Source organism: Streptomyces sp. NPDC051018 (assembly GCF_044456085.1).
Taxonomy (GTDB): domain Bacteria; phylum Actinomycetota; class Actinomycetes; order Streptomycetales; family Streptomycetaceae; genus Streptomyces.
Genome location: NZ_JBITFN010000018.1, coordinates 63,411 through 83,397, shown reverse-complemented (window position 1 = coordinate 83,397; position 19,987 = coordinate 63,411). Strand labels below are relative to the sequence as shown.

The 19,987-nt window shown below is 72.7% G+C and carries 18 protein-coding genes; 11 read left to right on the top strand and 7 right to left on the bottom strand.

Translation table 11 applies throughout. The features are described 5' to 3' along the window. The first annotated feature begins 25 nt into the window (after positions 1 to 25). The 7 genes from dhaK to ACIBCM_RS26900 all read left to right on the top strand — a co-directional run bounded on the left by dhaK (position 26) and on the right by ACIBCM_RS26900 (position 5,659). On the top strand, positions 26 to 1,018 hold the full coding sequence (dhaK, locus tag ACIBCM_RS26930) for a dihydroxyacetone kinase subunit DhaK (protein ID WP_399247505.1): 993 nt from the start codon (positions 26 to 28) through the stop codon (positions 1,016 to 1,018). Between the two features lie 35 nt (positions 1,019 to 1,053). Further along, positions 1,054 to 1,662, top strand: a complete 609-nt coding sequence (gene dhaL / locus ACIBCM_RS26925; RefSeq protein WP_399247504.1) for a dihydroxyacetone kinase subunit DhaL — start codon at positions 1,054 to 1,056, stop codon at positions 1,660 to 1,662. Beyond that, positions 1,659 to 2,069, top strand: a complete 411-nt coding sequence (locus tag ACIBCM_RS26920; RefSeq protein WP_399247503.1) for a PTS-dependent dihydroxyacetone kinase phosphotransferase subunit DhaM — start codon at positions 1,659 to 1,661, stop codon at positions 2,067 to 2,069. The genes dhaL and ACIBCM_RS26920 overlap by 4 nt, the downstream gene beginning before the upstream one ends. 386 nt (positions 2,070 to 2,455) lie before the next feature. Beyond that, on the top strand, positions 2,456 to 3,448 hold the full coding sequence (locus tag ACIBCM_RS26915; protein ID WP_399247501.1) for a hypothetical protein: 993 nt from the start codon (positions 2,456 to 2,458) through the stop codon (positions 3,446 to 3,448). A gap of 31 nt (positions 3,449 to 3,479) precedes the next feature. After that, positions 3,480 to 4,103, top strand: coding sequence for a class F sortase (locus tag ACIBCM_RS26910; protein ID WP_399247499.1), 624 nt, complete (start codon positions 3,480 to 3,482; stop codon positions 4,101 to 4,103). Between the two features lie 129 nt (positions 4,104 to 4,232). Next, on the top strand, positions 4,233 to 4,811 hold the full coding sequence (locus ACIBCM_RS26905) for a TetR/AcrR family transcriptional regulator (protein WP_399247497.1): 579 nt from the start codon (positions 4,233 to 4,235) through the stop codon (positions 4,809 to 4,811). A gap of 83 nt (positions 4,812 to 4,894) precedes the next feature. Continuing rightward, a complete protein-coding gene (locus ACIBCM_RS26900; RefSeq protein WP_399247495.1) occupies positions 4,895 to 5,659 on the top strand; it encodes an SDR family NAD(P)-dependent oxidoreductase in 765 nt (254 codons plus the stop codon). Between the two features lie 51 nt (positions 5,660 to 5,710). On the opposite strand, the gene ACIBCM_RS26895 is transcribed toward ACIBCM_RS26900, so the two are convergent. Continuing rightward, positions 5,711 to 6,934 (bottom strand): acyltransferase family protein, encoded by a 1,224-nt coding sequence (locus ACIBCM_RS26895; RefSeq protein ID WP_399247493.1) that lies wholly within the window; start codon positions 6,932 to 6,934, stop codon positions 5,711 to 5,713. A 406-nt stretch (positions 6,935 to 7,340) separates the two neighbouring features. Here ACIBCM_RS26895 and ACIBCM_RS26890 point away from each other — a divergent pair, with 406 nt between their 5' ends. The 3 genes from ACIBCM_RS26890 to ACIBCM_RS26880 all read left to right on the top strand — a co-directional run bounded on the left by ACIBCM_RS26890 (position 7,341) and on the right by ACIBCM_RS26880 (position 10,495). Further along, the gene (locus ACIBCM_RS26890; protein ID WP_399247491.1) at positions 7,341 to 7,844 is read left to right on the top strand and encodes an SRPBCC family protein; all 504 of its coding nucleotides are present in this window, start codon (positions 7,341 to 7,343) and stop codon (positions 7,842 to 7,844) included. A gap of 308 nt (positions 7,845 to 8,152) precedes the next feature. Continuing rightward, on the top strand, positions 8,153 to 8,935 hold the full coding sequence (nagB, locus tag ACIBCM_RS26885) for a glucosamine-6-phosphate deaminase (RefSeq protein ID WP_399247489.1): 783 nt from the start codon (positions 8,153 to 8,155) through the stop codon (positions 8,933 to 8,935). Between the two features lie 201 nt (positions 8,936 to 9,136). Next, entirely contained in the window at positions 9,137 to 10,495 is a 1,359-nt protein-coding gene (locus ACIBCM_RS26880) for a globin domain-containing protein (protein WP_399247487.1), read from the top strand. Positions 10,496 to 10,815: 320 nt separating this feature from the next. On the opposite strand, the gene ACIBCM_RS26875 is transcribed toward ACIBCM_RS26880, so the two are convergent. The 4 genes from ACIBCM_RS26875 to ACIBCM_RS26860 all read right to left on the bottom strand — a co-directional run bounded on the left by ACIBCM_RS26875 (position 10,816) and on the right by ACIBCM_RS26860 (position 16,276). Continuing rightward, positions 10,816 to 13,209, bottom strand: coding sequence for a phosphoketolase (locus tag ACIBCM_RS26875; RefSeq protein ID WP_399247485.1), 2,394 nt, complete (start codon positions 13,207 to 13,209; stop codon positions 10,816 to 10,818). 61 nt (positions 13,210 to 13,270) lie between these two features. Continuing rightward, positions 13,271 to 14,725 (bottom strand): NADP-dependent succinic semialdehyde dehydrogenase, encoded by a 1,455-nt coding sequence (locus ACIBCM_RS26870; RefSeq protein ID WP_399247483.1) that lies wholly within the window; start codon positions 14,723 to 14,725, stop codon positions 13,271 to 13,273. Positions 14,726 to 14,869: 144 nt separating this feature from the next. Further along, positions 14,870 to 15,250 (bottom strand): hypothetical protein, encoded by a 381-nt coding sequence (locus tag ACIBCM_RS26865; protein WP_399247482.1) that lies wholly within the window; start codon positions 15,248 to 15,250, stop codon positions 14,870 to 14,872. Positions 15,251 to 15,937: 687 nt separating this feature from the next. Continuing rightward, the gene (locus ACIBCM_RS26860; RefSeq protein ID WP_399247480.1) at positions 15,938 to 16,276 is read right to left on the bottom strand and encodes a WhiB family transcriptional regulator; all 339 of its coding nucleotides are present in this window, start codon (positions 16,274 to 16,276) and stop codon (positions 15,938 to 15,940) included. 465 nt (positions 16,277 to 16,741) lie between these two features. On the opposite strand from ACIBCM_RS26860, the gene ACIBCM_RS26855 reads away from it, so the two are divergent. Further along, positions 16,742 to 18,379, top strand: coding sequence for an MFS transporter (locus ACIBCM_RS26855; protein WP_399247478.1), 1,638 nt, complete (start codon positions 16,742 to 16,744; stop codon positions 18,377 to 18,379). Here ACIBCM_RS26855 and ACIBCM_RS26850 read toward each other — a convergent pair. Both ACIBCM_RS26850 and ACIBCM_RS26845 read right to left on the bottom strand, forming a co-directional pair. Continuing rightward, positions 18,349 to 18,978, bottom strand: a complete 630-nt coding sequence (locus ACIBCM_RS26850) for a DUF6629 family protein (protein WP_399247476.1) — start codon at positions 18,976 to 18,978, stop codon at positions 18,349 to 18,351. The two genes, ACIBCM_RS26855 and ACIBCM_RS26850, sit on opposite strands and share 31 nt — an antisense overlap. 21 nt (positions 18,979 to 18,999) lie before the next feature. Continuing rightward, a complete protein-coding gene (locus ACIBCM_RS26845) occupies positions 19,000 to 19,800 on the bottom strand; it encodes a carbon-nitrogen hydrolase family protein (protein ID WP_399247474.1) in 801 nt (266 codons plus the stop codon). Positions 19,801 to 19,987: the final 187 nt, after the last annotated feature.

The following is a 19,987-nucleotide window of genomic DNA, read 5'->3' as shown; positions in this document are numbered from 1 at the left end:
CTGCCAACCATCCAGGGAGAGACAGTTGAGGATGCTCATCAATGTCCCCGAGACCGTCGTCGCCGACGCTCTTCGGGGGATGGCCGCCGCGCACCCCGAACTCAGTGTGGACGTGGAGAACCGCGTGATCGTCCGGCGGGACGCGCCGGTGCCGGGGAAAGTGGGGCTGGTCTCCGGGGGCGGATCGGGGCACGAACCCCTGCACGGCGGGTTCGTCGGGCCCGGGATGCTGTCCGCCGCCTGTCCCGGGGAGGTGTTCACCAGTCCCGTGCCCGATCAGATGGTGCGTGCCGCCGCTGCCGTGGACAGTGGCGAGGGAGTGCTGTTCATCGTCAAGAACTACACCGGGGACGTCCTGAACTTCGACATGGCCGCCGAACTGGCCGAGGACGAAGGGGTACGGCTCGCGAAAGTGCTGGTCGACGACGATGTGGCGGTCACCGACAGCCTCTTCACGGCGGGCCGGCGCGGCACGGGCGCGACACTGTTCGTGGAGAAGATCGCGGGCGCCGCCGCCGAGGAAGGCGCACCGCTGGAGCGCGTCGAGGCCGTGGCGCGGCGGGTGAACGACGGCTCGCGCAGCTTCGGGGTGGCGCTCAGCGCGGTCACCACACCCGCCAAGGGCACGCCCACGTTCGACCTTCCCCCGGGGGAGCTGGAGTTGGGGATCGGTATCCACGGTGAGCCGGGACGCGAGCGGCGGCCGATGATGACCGCGCGGGAGATCGCGGACTTCACCGTGGACGCGCTGCTGGAGGACCGGAGGCCGACGGGCCCGGTGCTGCTGCTGGTCAACGGGATGGGGGCCACTCCGCTGCTGGAGCTGTACGGATTCAACGCCGAGGTCCACCGGGTGCTCGCCGAGCGCGGGGTGGCGGTGGCACGTACCCTCGTCGGGAACTATGTGACCTCGCTCGACATGGCGGGCTGCTCGGTGACGCTCTGCCAGGCAGATGAGGAGTTGCTGCGGCTGTGGGACGCTCCGGTACGGACACCGGCGCTGCGCTGGGGCCACTGAAACCGGCCGGGAACTACTGATCACAGGGAGTCCATGTGCTCGACGCCGACTTCTTCCGCCGCTGGCTGACGGCCGCGGGCGACCTCGTGGACCGGGAGGCGGACCGTCTCACCGAGCTGGACTCGGCGATCGGGGACGCCGACCACGGCAGCAATATGCAGCGGGGGTTCGCGGCGGTCGCGGCGGCCCTGGAGAAGGAGTCGCCCGGGACCCCCGGGGCGGTGCTGACGCTGGCGGGCCGGCAGTTGATCTCCACCGTCGGCGGGGCTTCCGGTCCGCTGTACGGGACGCTGCTGCGCCGGACGGGCAAGGAGCTCGGCGACGCGGCCGAGGTGACGCCCGCGCAGTTCGCCGACGCGCTGCGTGCGGGTGTCGCCGCGGTGGCACAGCTCGGTGGGGCCACGGCCGGGGACAAGACCATGCTGGACGCGCTGGAACCCGCGGTCGAGGCACTCGGGGAGGGCGTCGATTCGTTCGCCGGGGCCCGTGAGGCGGCCGAGCGGGGCGCGCTCGCCACAGTGCCGATGCAGGCGCGCAAGGGCCGGGCCAGCTATCTGGGCGAACGCAGCATCGGACACCAGGACCCCGGGGCCACCTCCTCCGCCCTGATCGTCGCGGCGCTCGCGCAGGCGGTGCCGTCATGAGCGCGGACGGGCCGGTCGGGATCGTGCTGGTGTCCCACAGCAAGGAGGTGGCCGAGTCCGTCGCCGTTCTCGCGGCCGGCCTCGCGGGCGGGGGCTCGACCGCGACGGTCGCCGCGGCGGGAGGCACCACGGACGGCGACCTCGGCACCAGTTCCGAGCTGATCGCCGGAGCTGCGGCGGCGGTCGACCAGGGCGCCGGGGTGGCCGTGCTGGTCGATCTCGGGAGTGCGGTGCTGACCGTGAAGGCGCTGCTCGCCGAGGGAGACGAACTGCCCGACCGTACGCGCCTGGTGGACGCTCCCTTTGTGGAGGGGGCCATCGCCGCGGTGGTGACGGCGTCGGCGGGCGGCGATCTGGACGCGGTGGAAGCCGCGGCGACGGAGGCGTACGGCTACCGGAAGGCCTGAGTCACCCGGCTGCCGGAGGGTTCCGGAGGCGGTGGTCACGTTCGTCCGGTGAGGTGGGCGTCACGATTCCCCGGGGCACGTTGGTCACACGGTTCCTCGGCCGGGACGGTGGTCGCGGTCCGCCCGTGGGGCGGGTGCCGAGCCCTGACCCGTACCGCTGGTGGTCGGCCGTTCGCCCGATACGGCGGACGGGCCGGGCGACGATCCGACGGCGGCCGCCCCGGGCGCCGTCGGATCGTCGCCCGGACGGCCCGGTAGGGGGAGCACCTTCCGGAGCCTCGCGCAACGTCCCGGCGACCGTTCGGCCCACCACCGGTGGCAGCCCTGGCGGAGCCCTCCTAGCGTCGGTCTCGACGGGGTCATTTCCTACCATCGGAGACCTGACCATGCGGGCCATACGGCGTGCCTCCCTCGCCTCGCTTGCCTCCCTCGCCCTCCTCGGCGCCACGGCTCTGGCAGTGGGAGTACCCACCGCCGCGGCGGAGCCCGTACCGGTCCCCGCACCGGTCGGTGGCCTGGGCGGGACGGAGAACGGACCCGGTGCCGAGGACAAGCTCGGCCCCGAGGACCGGCTCGGTGCCGAGGACAAGCTCGGTGCCTGGGCCGGAGACGAAACCGTTGCCGGGGCCGGGGCCGGAGAAGACCACCGAGCCGGAGACGGATCGGGGTTCGCGGACGAGTTGGCGCCCGGGAGGCCGGATGCGGCGGGCCGCGAGGACGAGGTCCCACCCGGCTCCGACGCCGGGGCGAAGACCCGCCCGGAATCCGAGCACGGATCCGGGACGGGCACCGGCAGGGAAGCCGGGACCGGCACGGGAGCATGGCCAGGGACAGGGACATGGACGGAGACGGGGACGCGGACGAAAACGGAGACGGGGACGGAGACGGAGACGGAGACGGGGACGGGGACGGGGAACGACATCACCTCCTTCGGTTTCACCGTCACACCCGAGCAGGTCGCGCCGGGTGAGTCCGTCACGCTCAATGCGACGGAGTGCGAGTCCCCGACCGTGACCGCGTCCTCGGGCGTCTTCGAGACCGTGACCCTGACCGAAGGACTCCCGGCGACGGCCAGGGTCGTCGAGGACGCCGAGCCCGGAGCCGAGTACGAGATCACCTTCGACTGCAAGGGCGAACGGGGCTCGGCGGTCATCGTGATCGCCGACTCCCACCGGGGCGGCGGAACGCACACCGGAACCGGTACGCACGAGCCGCCCGGCCCCGTGAAGCCCGGTGGTGGGGTGAAAGCGGGCGCCGGTGGCAGTCTCTCCGGGCTGAGCCCGGCTCAGATCGCCGTGGGATCCACCCTGGTGGCGGGCGCGGTAGGCGGCGGAGTCGTACTCCTGCTGCGCCGCCGCCGTGCCGGGGACGGCGTCTGACGCGGCGCGCGGGTACGGATACGGGTACGCCATGCAGCCGGCCTCGCGACGCGGTACATGGTGCACTCTGCTGTGCCTGCTGCTGCTCGGTGTCTTCCTGCTGCGCGCCGAAACGGGCGGCGGCGGACCGGCCCGTCCCGCGGCGGCGGCCTCGGCGCGCCCCGAGGCCGCCGCGCTGCCGCCCGCGCCCGGTCCCCTCCCCCACTCCCCACCCCGCCGGCTCACGATCCCGTCGATCAAGCTGAACGCCCCGCTGACGGGGGTCGGCCTGGAGAAGGACGGTTCGATCGAGGCACCTCCGCTCGCGGACGCCAATCTGGCGGGCTGGTACACGAGGGCGGCCGCTCCGGGCGGGCGTGGCACCTCCGTCGTCGTCGGCCATGTCGACAACACTCTCGGACCGGCCGTCTTCTATCTCCTGGGCACGCTGAAACGGGACAGCCGTATCGAGGTGCTGCGCGAGGACGGACGTACGGCCGTGTTCGCCGTCTACGGCGTGGAGCTGTACGCCCGGACGGCCTTCCCCGCCGACCGCGTGTACCGCGACGGGCCCCGGCCGGAGCTGCGTCTGATCACCTGCGGGGGTACGTACTCGAAGAAGGCGGGCTACGACGGCAATGTCGTGGTCTTCGCACGGCTCGTCGAGGTCCGCTGACCACCGGGCCCCTCCCCCGTCTGCCCCCGGCCCGAGCCCCGCGGCCGGCCCTGCCCGGGAATCCGGAGCATGGATCAACACACGACTCTTATTTGACCGCTCGTTCCAGTAAGGATTATCGTCACCGGCATGGCGAGAACCAAGGAGTTCGATCCGGACGCGGCGCTTCAGCGGGCCATGGAGCTGTTCTGGCACAAGGGGTACGAGGCGACCTCGATGGCCGATCTCGTCGAGCACCTGGGGATCGGTCGCGCGAGTGTCTACGCGACGTTCGGCAGCAAGCGGGAGCTGTACCTCAAGGCGTACGACCGCTATCTGGAGAACGGCGTCGACTTCGTCGGACTGCTCTCCCGGCCGGGCCCCGTCCTGCCCGCCGTGCGCGCCCTCGTCGAGCGCTACGCGGACGAGGCCGCCCGGGACACCCTGCACCGGGGCTGCATGGTGGTGAACACGGCCGTCGAACTGGCACCGCACGACCGGACGGCGGCCCGGCGGGTCGAGGCGAACTGGGACTTCGTCGAGGGCACCCTCACCTCGGCGCTGGCCCGCGCACGCGCCCAGGGAGAGCTGTCCGCGGGCAAGGACCCGCGGGCGCTGGCCCGATTCCTGCTCACGCTGCTCCAGGGAATCCGCGTCATGGGCATGGGCTCGCAGGACCCGGCCCGGCTGCGCGACACGGCCGCGGTCGCCCTGTCCGTACTCAACTGATCCCGCCTTCGGCGCCTGCGCCGCTTTTCTGTGGCCGAATACTAGACCGATCGTTCAATTATGACCTCCTCGAAGGAGAACCCGTGAACACCCATCGATTCCACGGCAAGGTCGTACTCGTCACCGGCGGCGGAACGGGCATCGGGCGTGCGACGGCGCGCGCCTTCGCCCGGGAGGGCGCCGCCGTCGTGGTGGCCGGGCGGGGCGCCGACGCCCTGGCCGGGACGGTCGAGCTGATCGAGAAGGAGGGCGGCCTGGCGAGTCCGGTGACGGCCGATGTGACGGTGGAGGAGGACGTGGTCCGACTGGTGGAGACCGTCGCCGAGCGCCGCGGAGGGCTCGACGTCGCCCACAACAACGCGGGGATCCTCGGCCGTCCGGGCCCCCTCGCCGACCTCGACACCGACACCTGGCGCGAGGTGCTGGACGTCAATGTCACCGGGGTCTTCCTCTCGATGAAGTACGAGATCCGGCAGATGCGCGCCCGGGGCGGCGGCGCGATCGTCAACACGTCCTCCAACATCGGTACGCATCTGCGCAAGCCGATGCTGGCCGCGTACGCGGCTTCCAAGGCCGGGGTGAGCGCGCTGACGCGGGCCGCCGCCCGTGACCACATCGGCGACGGCGTCCGCATCAACGCGGTGAGCCCCGGGGCCAGCGACGCGCCGATGTCCCTCCTGCCCGGCGAGAGCCCCGGGGAGCGCGGGGAGCGGCTCGCGCCCTCCATCCCGCTCGGACGGGTCGGCACACTCGACGAGATCGCCGCCGCCGTGCTCTGGCTCGCGTCCGAGGAGGCGGGTTTCGCCGTCGGCCACGATCTGGTCGTCGACGGCGGAGCCAGCGCCTGAGCCCGGACCCGGGCCGCCCTGCCCCGGGTCCGTGCCGTCCGCGCCCCGCCCTCAGCCGCGCATGCCGAACAGGAAGCGCGTCACCCGGGTGCGCCGTACGAGGAGGTCGTACACCGTCGTCGTGAGGACCAGCGAGACGAGGACGATCACCAGGTACTTGGGCAGCATCGGCCAGTCCCAGCCGACGACCCCGTACGCGACGGCGACGACGACCGGCTGGTGGAGGACGTAGAACGGGAGGACCGCGGCCCCCAGATACGCGTACACACGCTGTCGCCCGCTCCGCTCTCCGTCGGGCGGGGACGGGGGACGGGGCGGTGAACGGCGGGCCAGGAGGTGGCGGTCGAGCAGTCCGAGGATCGCGACCAGCCAGAACCAGCCGGTGAGACCGAAGAACGTACGGGCCGCGACGGCGAGCGGGGTCATCGCGGTGAACGGGTCGTCCTGGGTGAGGAACCCTGGCAGCGCCGCCAGGAACAGCACTCCGCCGGCCCCGGCCGCCAGGAGTGCCTCCCGGCGCATGACGGCCCGGAACCGGTCGTCGGCGGCGAGGGCGAACCCGCAGACGAAGAAGAGCAGATACGCCCAGCGGCTCCAGCCGCCGTACGACTCCTCCAGGCCCACCAGCGCGCTGATCAGCGCGATCGGCAGGGCGGGCAGCAGGACGACACCACGCCTGTCCACCGCCTTCGCCGCCCCATCGCGCAGCCGGGCGCCGGCTCCGCCCCGCAGCGCGTACGCGGGCAGGGCGAGCAGCAGGGAGAAGGCCAGCAGCAGTACCACGAACCACAGATGCCCGGTCTCGAAGTGCTCGCCCTGGACCACGAAGGGGAAGGCTCCCGGATCGAAGCGCACATCGTAGAAGCGCGGCAGGAACCGGGCGTAGGACTCGTCGTACGAGGGGTCGGCGGCGCGCAGCCGGAGCCACTGGGGCACGGGCATGATCGTGAGCAGGGCGAAGACGAGCGGGACGCCCAGTCGCAGCAGTCGCTCCCGCAGAAAGCCGCCCGGACCACGTTTGCGGAGCGAGTACCAGGTGCCGAGCCCCGCGATGAGGAAGAGCGCGGGCATGGCCCAGACCACCCCGAGCCCGGCGCCGATCATGGTGAGTCCGGTGGTCTCGTCGTTCTTGACGTAGAAGTCGTCCCGCTCGTCGAACACCAGCGCCGAGTGGAAGAAGACCAGGCCGACGACCACGAGGAGCCGGATGGCGTCCAGCTCCGGCCGTCGCTCCGGGGACGTGGCGCCGGATGTTCCGGTGCGGGCCTGTGACATGTTCGGGTGCCCCCCTGTCCGTGCCGCCGATCGCGCTCCAGAGCGACGATTGTCGGGGTCGCCGGAGGCGGCGCGCCAGTACGTCACCGGCCTCACGACGGCGCCGGATGCGGCACCGGTTGCCGACGGCCGGCGAGGGAGGCGGTCTCCCGGTGCGGACGGCCGGCGGCGGCCACCGCTGCGGGCGCGGACCGGACCGCGTGAACCGGTACGGCGGGACACGGCGCCGCGGGCGAACTGCGCCCGTCGGCACGGCGCGTGACCGGAGCCGCCGGAAAGCGCAGGTGGACGGGCAGTCGGGCGGACCGCGCGGACGCGCGCGGTCCGCCCGTTGTCAGTGGCGGACCCTACTGTGGGATCGTCGGCGCCCTCGCGTGACGGCGCATCGATCCCGGAGGAGAGAGCCATGACGTCCCCCCAACCGACAGGCCGGCTACTGGACACCGAGGGCGGCCGCGACCTGGTGCTCAGCCGCACGATCCACGGCTCCCTGACGGACGTCTGGGCGCATCTGACCGAGTCCGGGCGGACCGCGCGCTGGTTCGGCGCCTGGAAGGGGGAGGCGGGACCGGGCCGGACCATCGAGGTGAGGATGGGGTTCGAGGAGGGGACGCCCTGGTCCGAGGTGGCCGTCGAGGTGTGCGAGCCGCCGCGCCGGCTCGCGGTCAGCACGGCGGACGAGGCCGGGGCCTGGCATCTGGAGGCACTGCTGTCGGAGGCGGACGGTCTGACGACGGTGGAGCTGATCCAGCATCTGTCGCGGGAGAACGGGACGGGGCTCGGCGAGATCGGCCCCGGATGGGAGTACTACCTGGACATGTTCACCGCTTCGTACCAGGGCGCCGGGCTGCCCTCGTTCGAGACGTACTATCCGGCGCAGAAGGAGTTCTACGACCGCCTCGGCGGCTGATCCGGGCGCCGGCGGGCGGGCGGACGGGCCGCTCCCGGCCACAGCCCCGGGACCGCCCCGGACCGCTCGGCTCCGGGCCGCGCGGCGCCGGACATGACGGCGGCGGACCGCGGGTGCGCGGCTCCGTGGCCGGTCAAGGGCGGGGCGGGCCCGGACGCCCGACGGCGGCCGGTGCCCACGGCGCCGGACAGCCGGCCCGCCATGGTGTTTGGCCGCTACACGCTTAAGAGTCCCCAGCTGGGGTAGATTGGTCTACACCATTGTGCGGACACGGGGTCACGCACAGAGTGCAAGAGACAGGGACGACCGTGGAAGTTGTCATCGTTCCGGATGCCGCCTCCGGCGGGGAACTCATCGCCGAAGCCATGGCCGAGCTGCTGCGACGCAAACCCGATGCCCTGCTGGGGGTGGCCACCGGGTCGACACCGCTACCCGTCTACGAAGCCCTTACCACCAAGGTCCGCGCCGGCGAGGTGTCCATGTCCGCGGCGCGGATATGCCAGCTCGACGAGTACGTGGGCCTGCCGCCCGGCCACCCGGAGTCGTACCGCTCGGTGGTCCTGCGGGAGTTCGTCGAACCGCTCGGTCTGCCCGAGTCCTCGTTCATGGGTCCCGACGGCGCCGCCGAGGACGTGGCGGCGGCCTGCGCCGCCTACGACCGCGCGCTCACGGACGCCGGCGGTGTCGACCTCCAGTTGCTGGGCATCGGCGGCGACGGGCACATCGGCTTCAACGAGCCGTGCTCCTCCCTCGCGTCCCGCACCCGGATCAAGACCCTCACCGAGCGGACCCGCCGGGACAACGCCCGGTTCTTCAACAGCCTCGACGAGGTCCCGCACCATGTGATCACGCAGGGGATCGGCACCATCCTGGACGCCCGCCATGTGGTGCTGCTGGCCACCGGCGAGGGCAAGGCGGACGCCTTGGCGCTCGCCGTCGAGGGCCCGCTGTCGGCCCTGGTACCCGCCTCGGCGCTGCAGCTCCATCCGCACGCCACCGTGGTGGCCGACGAGGCCGCGGCCTCCCGGCTGAAACTCGCCGACTACTTCCGCGCCACCTACGCGACCAAGCCGGCCTGGCAGGGCATCTGACAAATCCGCCACCGGGCGCGGACCCCGGACAGCGGTACGGACGTTCCGGCCGGGACGGCGATTTCGCCCCGGCCGGAACATATCCGGAACAGATTTAGCATTCAACGGCTCATCCTCCCCCGTGAGTTGATACGGTGCGCTCGCTCGGCACTACTCGTGCGTTCAGTCGGCGCACGGAACGTGCGGCCCCGGGGGAACCACATGGACGACGACAGCACCGCCCGCCACGACATCGCCCTGGTCGGCGCGAGTCTGGAGCGGGTCAGAAGACGGGCCGGACATGTGGTCCGGTACTTCTACGCGCACCTCTTCGCCAACCATCCGCATCTCAGACCGCTGTTCCCGGCCCTGATGGACGATCAGTACGAACGGCTCTTCACCACGCTGGTCCATGTGGTGGAGCATCTGGACCATCCCGGGCTGCCCGCCCATCTGGAGGAGCTCGGCCGGGACCACCGCAAATTCGGGATCGTCGAGGAGGACTACGCGGCGGTGGGTACGAGCCTGGTCGCCGCCGTCCGCCAGCACAGCCCGAACCGGTGGGACACGCGGACGGAGTCGGCCTGGCTGCGGGTGTACGGACATGTCGCGGCGCTGATGGCGGCCGGTGCGCGCCGGGCGGCGGCCGCGCACGAGCCCGCGTTCTGGAGCGCCACGGTCCTCTCCCACCGGCTGCACGGGGACCACACGGCCGTGGTGCGGGCGGCCGTCCGCACCCCGTACCCCTGGCTGCCCGGCCAGTACGCCACGATCGAGCACCCCGAGCTGCCGGGAGTGTGGCGGCCCTACTCGCTGGCGGGCGGAGCCGCCGGTCCCGACCGGGAGCGGATACTCGAATTCCATGTCGGCCGGGTGCCGGACGGGCTGCTCAGCAATGTGCTGTGCGACGCCACCGAGCCCGGCCGGACCCTGCGGCTCGGCGCGGCCTCGGGATCCGCGCTCACCCCGCCGCCCGGCACCCCGGCCGTCACCCTCATCGCCGCGGGTACGGGGTGGGCGCCCGTCAAGTCGGTCCTCGACGAGCTGCTGCGCCGCCGGCCGGCGCCCCGGATCCGTATCGACGCCGTGGCCCGCGGTGAGGCGCACTTCTACGACGGCGCGTCCCTCGACGACCTGCTGCGCGATCATCCCTGTCTGAGCGCGTACTGGTGGTACCAGGAGCGCGGCGAGGGCGAGATACGCGCGGCGGAACGGCTGCACACCCATCTGCGCGGACGCCGGGACTGGGCCGGTGAGCGCGTCTATCTCTGCGGACCGGTGATGTTCGTGGAGGAGACGGCGAAACTGCTGTACGCGTGCGGGCTGCCGGAGGGCTCCCTGATCCGGGATCCGCTGCCGTCGTCGGTCAAACCGCGCGGCCATGTCTCCCACGCCGAGGCGTTCGTCGATCCCGTCCCGGTGAACTGGATCGACCCGGACGCCCGTATCCGGCCGCTGGACGCCCCGGCCACCGCGGGGCCCGGCGCGGTCGCGCTCCCGGTCACCGGTGAGGAAGCGTCCGGCCGGGAGAGCGCGACCCCCGCGATCAGCGCCTTCCGCGGCGGGCCCGGCGGCCGCTGACCACGTTCCGCGCGCCGGGGAGACGCCGGCGAGACGCTGCCCGGGGGCGCGGCACCATACCCGGCGACCGACGCACGCCGTGTGATCACTCCCCGGTGACGCCGCCCGGGACCGCGTCAACGGGTCCGACACCCGCCGCCGCTCCGGGGCCGGGCGGGGCGCCGCGGCTCACCGAGATCACCGTGGCGAGCCCGAAGGGTCAGCCCGGGCGGCGGCCAGGGACAAGCGAGCCCGAGGCCGCCCGGTCGTGGGCGCCGTAGTGCAGGGACCGAGGGCTCAAGGGCGCCTCTCGCCTCCGGGGCGGGCACGGTCCGGGGCGGTCAGCCGCTCCACGTCCAGTCCGCGATCTCGGGCAGATCCGTGCCGTGCTCACGGATCCAGATGTGGTGACGGGAGCGTGCGTCGGCCATCGCCTGGCGCAGGGCGGCGGCGCGCACCCCGAGCCCCGGAACACGGTCGATGACGTCCATCACCAGCCGGTACCGGTCCAGATCGTTGCGGACGACCATGTCGAACGGTGTGGTGGTAGTCCCTTCCTCCTTGTAGCCGCGGACATGCAGATGGGGGTGGCCCGCCCGGCGGTAGGCGAGCCGGTGGATCAGCCAGGGATAGCCGTGGTACGCGAAGATCACCGGCTTGTCCCGGGTGAACAGGGCGTCGTACTCGAAGTCCGGCATGCCGTGCGGGTGTTCCCGCTGCGGCAGCAGCCGGGCGATGTCGACGACGTTGACGACCCGCACCGACAGCCCGGGCGCGTGACGGCGGAGCAGTTCCGCGGCGGCCAGGGTCTCCTGCGTGGGTACGTCCCCGGCGCAGGCGAGCACCACATCGGGCCCCCTGCCACCCGCCGTGTTGTTCTCGGTGCCGGCCCACTCCCACACCCCGGCGCCCCGGGCGCAGTGGGCGCGTGCCTCGTCCATGGTGAGCCAGTCGGGGCAGGGCTGTTTGCCCGCGACGATCACATTGACGTAGTCGCGGCTGCGCAGCGTGTGGTCGGCGACGGCCAGCAGGGTGTTGGTGTCCGGTGGGAGGTAGACGCGGACCACCTCGGGGCTCTTGTTGAGGACGTGGTCGACGAAGCCGGGGTCCTGGTGGGAGAAGCCGTTGTGGTCCTGGCGCCAGACGTGGGAGGTGAGCAGATAGGTCAGGGAGGCGATGGGCCGGCGCCACGGCAGACGGCGGGAGGTCTTCAGCCATTTGATGTGCTGGTTGACCATCGAGTCGACGATATGGGCGAACGCCTCGTAACAGGAGAACAGCCCGTGCCTGCCGGTGAGGAGATAGCCCTCCAGCCAGCCCTGGCACAGATGCTCGGACAGGATCTCCATCACCCGTCCGTCGTGGGCCAGATGCTCGTCGGTCGGCACGGTCCCGGCCTGCCACGCCTTGCCGGTGGCCTCGTAGAGCGCGTCGAGCCGGTTGGACGCGGTCTCGTCGGGGCCGACGACCCGGAAGTCACGGCGCTCGGCGGTCGCCGCCATCACGGAGGCGAGCAGGGAGCCGAGGACCCGGGTGGGCTCATGGGTGCCCGCCCCCCGCTTGTCGACCTCGACGGCGTACCGGTCCAGGCCGGGCAGGGGCAGTTCGCGCAGCAGGACTCCGCCGTTGGCGTGGGGTGAGGCACCGAGCCGCCGGGTGCCGGTGGGGACGCAGCCGAGCACCTGGGGCAGCGGGCGGCCCGTCGCGTCGAACAGTTCCCCGGGACGGTAGGACCTGAGCCATGCCTCCAGCTGGCGCAGATGCTCCGGATGGTCGCGTACCCCGGCCAGCGGCACCTGGTGGGAGCGCCAGGTGTTCTCCACCGGGTTGCCGTCGACGGTGGCGGGTCCCGTCCAGCCCTTGGGCGTGCGCAGGACGATCAGGGGCCAGTGCGGCCGCTGCCGTACGCCGTCCCTGCGGGCCGCGCGCTGGATCTCCTCGATCCGGTCCAGGGCCCGGTCCATCGCGGCGGCCATCGCGCGGTGGACGGCCTCGGGCTCGTCACCGGTGACATGGATGGGTTCATGGCCGTAGCCGCGCAGCAGTGCGTCGAGTTCGGCCTCCGGGAGACGGGCGAGGACGGCCGGGTTGGCGATCTTGTAGCCGTTGAGATGGAGGATGGGGAGCACGGCCCCGTCGTGGACCGGGTCGAGGAACTTGTTGGAGTGCCAGGAGGTGGCCAGCGGCCCGGTCTCCGCCTCCCCGTCGCCGATGACACAGGCCACGAGGAGATGCGGATTGTCGAACGCGGCTCCGTAGGCGTGGCTCAGGGAGTAGCCCAGCTCACCGCCCTCGTGGATCGAACCCGGTGTCTCGGGGGCCACATGGCTGGGCACCCCGCCGGGGAAGGAGAACTGCCGGAACAGCCGCTCCATGCCCTCGGCGTCCCGGCTCACGTCCGGATAGGTCTCGGAGTACGTGCCCTCCAGCCAGGAACCCGCGAGCACGGCGGGCCCGCCGTGGCCGGGACCCCAGACGCACAGGGCGTCCAGGCCGCGCCCGGAGACGACCCGGTTGAGGTGTGTGTAGACGAGGTTGAGGCCGGGTGAGGTGCCCCAGTGGCCCAGCAGCCGGGGTTTGATGTGCTCGGGCCGCAGCGGCTCGGTCAGCAGCGGATTGGCCATCAGATAGATCTGGCCCACGGCCAGGTAGTTGGCGGCACGCCAGTGGGCGTCGAGGGCCGCCAGTTCGGTGCCGGTGAGCCGGGTACCGGCGGTGGTGGTGACTGCGTTCATGGAGGAGTCCTTGTGGGGTCCGTGAGGAGTCCTGACGGGTCCTTGCGGGGTCCGTCGGGGGTCAGTGCCCGGGGCCGTACCAGAGCGTCGTGATGTTGCAGAACTCCCGGATGCCGTGGGCGGACAGCTCCCTGCCGTAGCCGGACCGCTTGACACCGCCGAACGGCAGCGCGGGGTGGGAGGCGGTCATCCCGTTGAAGAAGACGCCCCCGGCCTCGATGTCCCGGGCGCACAGGGCCATCTCGTCCTCGTCGCGGGTCCAGACGTTGGAGCTGAGGCCGAAGGGCGAGTCGTTGGCGAGGGCGATCGCCGCGGGGAGGTCGGGGACGCGGTAGACGGTGGCCACCGGTCCGAAGGCCTCCTCGCGGTGGATACGCATCCGCTCGTCGACCTCCGTGAGGACGGTGGGCTCGTAGTACCAGCCCTTGTCCAGGGTCGTGTGTGCGTCCCCGTGCGTACCGCTGCCGCCGCCGGCCGCGGACCCGGTCGTGGGCGTGGGGCGGCCGCCGCCGCACAGGGCCCTGGCTCCGTGCCTGAGGGCGTCGTCGACGAGTTCCTCCAGATCGGTGCGGCCCTTCTCCGTGGCGAGCGGGCCCACCTGCACGGACTCGTCCAGGGGATCGCCGAGGACGAGTGCCCGCATACCCGCGGTGAAGCGTTCGCAGAAGGCGTCGTGGACATCGGTGTGGACGATGAACCGTTTGGCGGCGATGCAGGACTGGCCGTTGTTCTGCACCCGTGCCGTGACGGCGGTGGCGGCGGCCCCGTCCAGATCGGCCGACGGCATCACGAGGAACGGATCGCTTCCGCCGAGTTCCAGGACCGTGTGCTTCACCTCGTCGCCCGCGACCGCTGCCACGGACCGGCCCGCGGGCTCGCTGCCCGTGAGGGTCGCGGCGGCCACCCGGCGGTCGCGCAGAATGCCCTCCACCGCCGCCGACCCCACCAGCAGGGTCTGGAAGCAGCCCTCGGGGTAGCCCGCGCGCCGGAACAGATCCTCCAGGTACAAGGCGGTCCCCGGCACGTTGGAGGCGTGCTTGAGCAGTCCGGTGTTGCCCGCCATCAGGGCCGGTGCGGCGAAGCGCACAACCTGCCAGAGGGGGAAGTTCCACGGCATCACCGCCAGCACCACCCCGAGCGGCCGGTAGCGCACAGTCACCCGGGCGGCGCCCGAGTCCTGGACGTCGGCGGCCGAGGGGTGCTCGTCGGCGAGGAGTTCCGCCGCGTGCCGGGCGTACCAGCGCATCGCCCTGGCGCACTTCGCGGCCTCGGCGCGGGCCGCCGCGATCGGCTTGCCCATCTCGGTGGTCATCACGCGGGCGATGCGGTCCTCGTCGGCGTCCAGCAGATCGGCGGCGCGGTTCAGGAGCCGGGAGCGGGTGGCGAAGTCGGTGGTGCGGTGCTGCTCGAAGGCGGTCCGGGCGAGTGCGAGGCGCCGTTCGATCTCCTCGGCCCCGAGGGGGTCGAAGGTCCGGAGCGTCTCACCGGTGGCCGGATTCACCGTGGCGATGGGCATGGGGATGTCCTCCTCGGATGTGGTACGGCTATGCGTCGGGACCTGCGCGCCCGACCGCCCGAACCCGTCCGGGCGCCGGCGTCCGGCTCGGTCGGCTCTTCGACGGTCCCGCGCCCGGGGCCGTCCCGCAACGCGGCGGACGGGTCACGCGGCCCGGCTCACCAGCCGCAGCTGGACGTCCTTCTCCTGGTCACCGGCCGCGGTGCCCTCCTGCCGTACGTCGAAGGACGCGGCCAGCGCTTCCGTCATCCGGTCGACGGCCCAGTAGCCGCCCTGCATCTCCGCCTCGACGGCGTCGGTGAGCGATACGGGTCCGGCCCCGCCGCCGGGGACGGTGTCGCTCACGTCGAAGGTCGCCGTCCACACGGTCGTATGCCCCTCGGAGACGTACTCCGGGCGGTCGGCGGCGGCGCGGTCGCAGGCGTACGACCTCCTCAGCACCTGGAAGACGGTATGGGCGTCCTCCTTGGTGCAGCCGCTGATCGTGACCGTCACGGGTTCGGCGTGCTCATCGGTCCTGTTCACGGTGATCCCTCGCTCTCCGCACGGTCCGTGCGCTGTTCCCGGCCGCCTTCCCGGGCCGGTGCTGTACCGGGGCCGCCGACCCGGGCCGCCCGCGCCGAAGGCCCGATGCCTGTGCCCGGCCGCGTGAACCAGGGGGCAGCGCGCCCGCCGCAACGCCCGGCTCGCGGGGAGGAACGCATCTCCAGGCTGCCCCGGTCCCGTACGGGATGCGAGTCGGGCGACCCCCTCGGCCCGGGGTGGCGACAACGAGCCGGGCCGCCCGGACCGGGGTCAGCCGGAGGGCTCGTCCGGAACCGGCTGCTCGGGGTGGACGGATCCGCTGCGGGGTTCACCGCTGCGGCCCGTGCCCGCTTCGTCCGTCCGGGGCAGGTCCCCGTTCGTGTCACCGCCGCCGGGGACGCCGGCGGGTTCCAGGGGGTCTTCGCCCTCCCAGGCCTGCTGGTCGGCCGGATCCCGGGGCAGCGGGCGTTCCGTCTCAGCCGGGCCGGACCGCCGCCCGCCGTTCGGGGGCCCGGCGCCCGCTCCCTTCGTGCCCGGTCCCGGCGCCCCCGATGGCCGTGGCCCGTCCGGTGGCCGCCCTTGGCCCCGTGGCTGCCCCGAGCGCCGAGCGGTCTTCCGCCCCGGCCTCGGTCCGCCGCCGGAATGCTCCGGCTCCGCATCCGCGCGGTCTCGGTCGGTCATCGCCACTCACCTCTTCTCGCCGGTCTCCTCGGCGGCCCCGGCGGAGGGCCGGACGCCACCGCCGGTACGCACGGAACTGCCCACGGAACGGCGCTGGCTCGCCGCCGTCCCGCCCCAGACTCCCGTGCGCTGCCCGGTGCTCAGGGCCCAGTCGAAACACTCCCGGCTGACGGGACAGCGCCCGCAGACCTCACGGGCACGGTCCAGTTGCCCGGCCCCGGGACCGATGGCGCTGATGGGGAAGAACAGTTCAGGGTCCTCGTCCGTGCACGCGGCCTCGCGCTGCCACTCCATGGTGTCCGGGCCGTCCGGGCCGGGGGCGCGGCGACGGGGTACCGGGCCCATCCGTTCAGTCCCCGCCCCGGACGATATGGCTCTCGGGATCGGTGTCGGGGCCCTCGGCCCGCCGTCCGCCGGGGCCCGTGCGGTGGGCCCGCGCCGGGACGCATATGCGTATCCGCCCGCTGAATCCGGCTTCTTCACGGGGCCGGCACCGGCGGGGGTCTTTGCCGGACACCCCGGATACCCCGGACATTCTCGCTGTCCCGGGCACTCCGGCCGTCCCGGGCGTCCCGGGCGCCCCCGGAGTCCGTGAAGTCGCCTGAGTCCCTGAAGTTCCCGTACGCCCTGATTTCCCCAACGCCATGACAAACGCCTCCTCGGCCTTCCGCACCGTCACCGCGGCTTCGGGTACCCATTCGGCTCGGGATTAACGGGGTTCTCGATATGTTGAGGGGGCAAGCACTTGGTGTCGGCTCCCCGGCCGGACCGAGCATCCGTCAACTCGTTCGCCAGGGAAGGCCGTTACGCATGCCGCGCAGGACAGCACAGGAGGACACCGCCCCGGGCGGGCGCGTCCGTGAGGCCCGCGCAGCCCGGGGAGTCGTCCCCGTCCTGGCGTTCGCGGGCATCACGGTCGCCGTGATGCAGACCCTGCTCATACCGGTGATCAAGGATCTGCCGGTGCTGCTGAGCACCAGCCCGGCCAATGCGACCTGGGTCATCACCGCCACGCTGCTCGCGGGGGCGGTGGCGACGCCGATCATGGGACGGCTCGGAGATCTGTACGGCAAGCGGCGGATGCTGCTGGCCAGTCTCGGCATCATGGTCGTCGGCTCGCTCATCTGCGGATTCACCGACGATCTGGTGACGATGATCGTCGGCCGGGTGCTCCAGGGTTTCGCCATGGGCGCGATACCGCTCGGCATCGGCATCATGCGCGATGTCGTACCGCGCGAGCGGCTCGGTCCGGCCATGGCGCTGATGAGCTCGTCGATCGGGGTGGGCGGCGGTGCGGCCCTGCCGGGCGCCGCGGTGATCGCCTCCCACGCCGACTGGCACACGCTGTTCTTCACCTCGGCGGGCCTCGGCCTGGTGTCGATGCTGGCCACCGTTCTCGTGGTGCCCGAGCCGTCACTGCGCGCGGGCGGCGGCTTCGACCTGCCGGGGGCGCTGGGACTGAGCGCGGGTCTGCTGCTGCTTCTGCTGCCGATCACCAAGGGCGGCGACTGGGGGTGGAACTCCCCCGTGACACTGGGCATGTTCGGGGCGTCGGCGGCCGTGTTCGTGCTGTGGGGTCTGTGGGAGCTGCGGACCACCGGCCCGCTGGTCGATCTGCGGACGACCGCGCGCCGGGAGGTGCTGCTGACCAATCTCGCCGCGATCATGCTCGGCGCGGCCTTCTACATCGTGTCGCTGATCCTCCCTCAGCTGCTCCAGCTCCCGGTCTCGACCGGTTACGGCCTCGGGCAGTCGATGCTGGTGGCCGGGCTGTGCGTCGCTCCGCTCGGGATGACCATGATGTTCACCACGCCCCTCTTCGGGCGTCTGTCCGCGCGTTACGGCCCCCGGGCCGCTCTGCTGACCGGCATGCTGATCATGGCCGTCGGCTATGGAGCGGGCCTCGGCATGATGAACGCCGCCTGGCAGACCGTCGCCCTCTCGGTCGTGCTGGGAGCGGGCATGGGACTGGCGTACGCCTCCCTGCCCGCGCTCATCGTCGGGGCGGTCGACCCCTCCGCGACGGGAGCCGCCAACGGGCTCAACACCCTGATGCGCTCCATCGGCACCTCCACGGCGAGCGCCGTGATCGGCATGGTCCTGGCGAACACCTCGGTGTCGATGGGCGGGGTGCCCGTACCGAGTATGCGGGGCTTCAGGATCTCGTTCCTGGTCGCCCTGGGCGCGGTGCTCACCGGACTCGCCCTCGCGGTGTTCCTGCCGTCGCGCAACAAGGCGAGGCCGTACGCACAGGGCACCGGACCCGGAGTCGAGAGCGGCCCCGGACCGGAGGGCGTTCCGGCGGCGGGCGCGGCGGGCGGGGGCACCGTCAGCGGCACGGACACCCGTGCGACGGCGGGCGCCCGGCCGGCCGAGGACTCCGGCCGGGGCCGGGGACCAGGGCGGGATCCGGGCTCTCAGACCGCCCGCACCCCTCCCGGGGGCTGACGGCGCCCGCGTACCCAGAAGAGCACCGATACGGAGGCGACGGCCGCGACCGCGCACCAGGTGGACACGAACGCGGTGCGCCACAGCAGGGCGCAGAGCGCCGCACCGGCCGCGGCCACGAGCCCCAGCAGCCGCAGCACCCGGTCACCGCTCAGCAGCAGCGCACCGACGGTCGCGAGGAGATATCCGGCGGCGACGGCGCCCGGGTGGGGCAGATCCAGTACATAGCCGACGGTACGGCCCCGGATGTCGGCCGTCACCGTCCGCGTGGCCAGGCAGTACACGAGCACCGCCGCCGTGACGAGCCCCGCAGCGAGCGGGACCGCGAGCAGCCGCCGCCCGGGTACGGCAAGCAGGACCCCCAGCGGAACCCAGACCGGCAGCACCGGCAGGGCGATCGCGGCCCAGGCGTCGGTCGCCGCTCCCGTGCCGCCGCCGGAGCGCCACAGCACCGCCTCGACGATCTGGTGGGCGCCGAGCAGCAGGGGCAGTGCGGCGAGCGGCAGCTCACGGGCCCGGCGGACCCGGGAGACGCAGACGACCCCGGCCGAGGCGACGGCGGTGCCCGCCACCAGATCGGCCGTCGCGCTCCAGCACATGCGCGTGGTCCGGCCGCGCCGTCAGCCGTGTCCCAGCCGGCGGTTCGCCAGTACGGGCACGGCCCGCCGTACGGACTCCACCTCGGCCGGATCCACCTCGGCGACCAGCAGCCCGGGGGCGGCCTCCAGCCGTGACCGTACGGTTCCATCGGGCCCGACCACCGCGCTGAACCCGATACCGGTCGGCGCCTTGGCGACGGCGGGCCCTCCGGAGGCGGCCGGGTCGGCCTGGTCCACGGCGGCGACCCACAGGGTGGCGTCGAGCGCGCGGGCGCGGACGAGCAGCTCCCACTGATCGCGCTTGCCGGGGCCGTCGCCCCAGGAGGCGGGCAGCAGGGTCAGGACGGCTCCGGCGTCGGCGTGGGCGCGGAACAGCTCGGGGAATCGGACGTCGTAGCAGGTCGCGAGGCCGATCCGGACGCCGTCGACGTCGACGGTGACGACCTCGGAGCCGGGGGCGACGGTCGCGGACTCGGTGAATCCGAAGGCGTCGTACAGATGGATCTTGTCGTAGGCGGCCTCGACGCCGGGGCCGGTGGCGATCAGTGTGTTGGTGACCTTGCCGTCCGCCGCGGGGGTGAACATTCCGGCGACCACGACCAGCCCGGTCTCCTTGGCGATCTGCCGCACCTCCGTGGCCCAGGGCCCGTCCAGCGGTTCGGCGAGGGGGGCGAGCCGGGTGCCGAAGCAGGCCATGGTGGCCTCGGGGAAGGCGACGACCCGCGCACCGGCCCCGGCCGCGCGCCGCGCCTGCTCCCGTACGAGGGCGAGGTTCCGCGCGGGATCGGGGCCGGTGGTGATCTGGCTCAGGGCGATGCGCATGGATGTCCCCAGAGGTGGAGGAAACGGTCCGGGGTGGACCGGCTGTCACTGACAGGATGCGCCATCACCCCACGCGACACCCGCCTTGGGACCGGCCCCGCGGAAGGGACACGGCACACGCGGTACCGGCATCCGGTCGGGGTGCGGGGTGGTCTCGCCGCGGGGGCACCGGATGAGCACCGCTCGC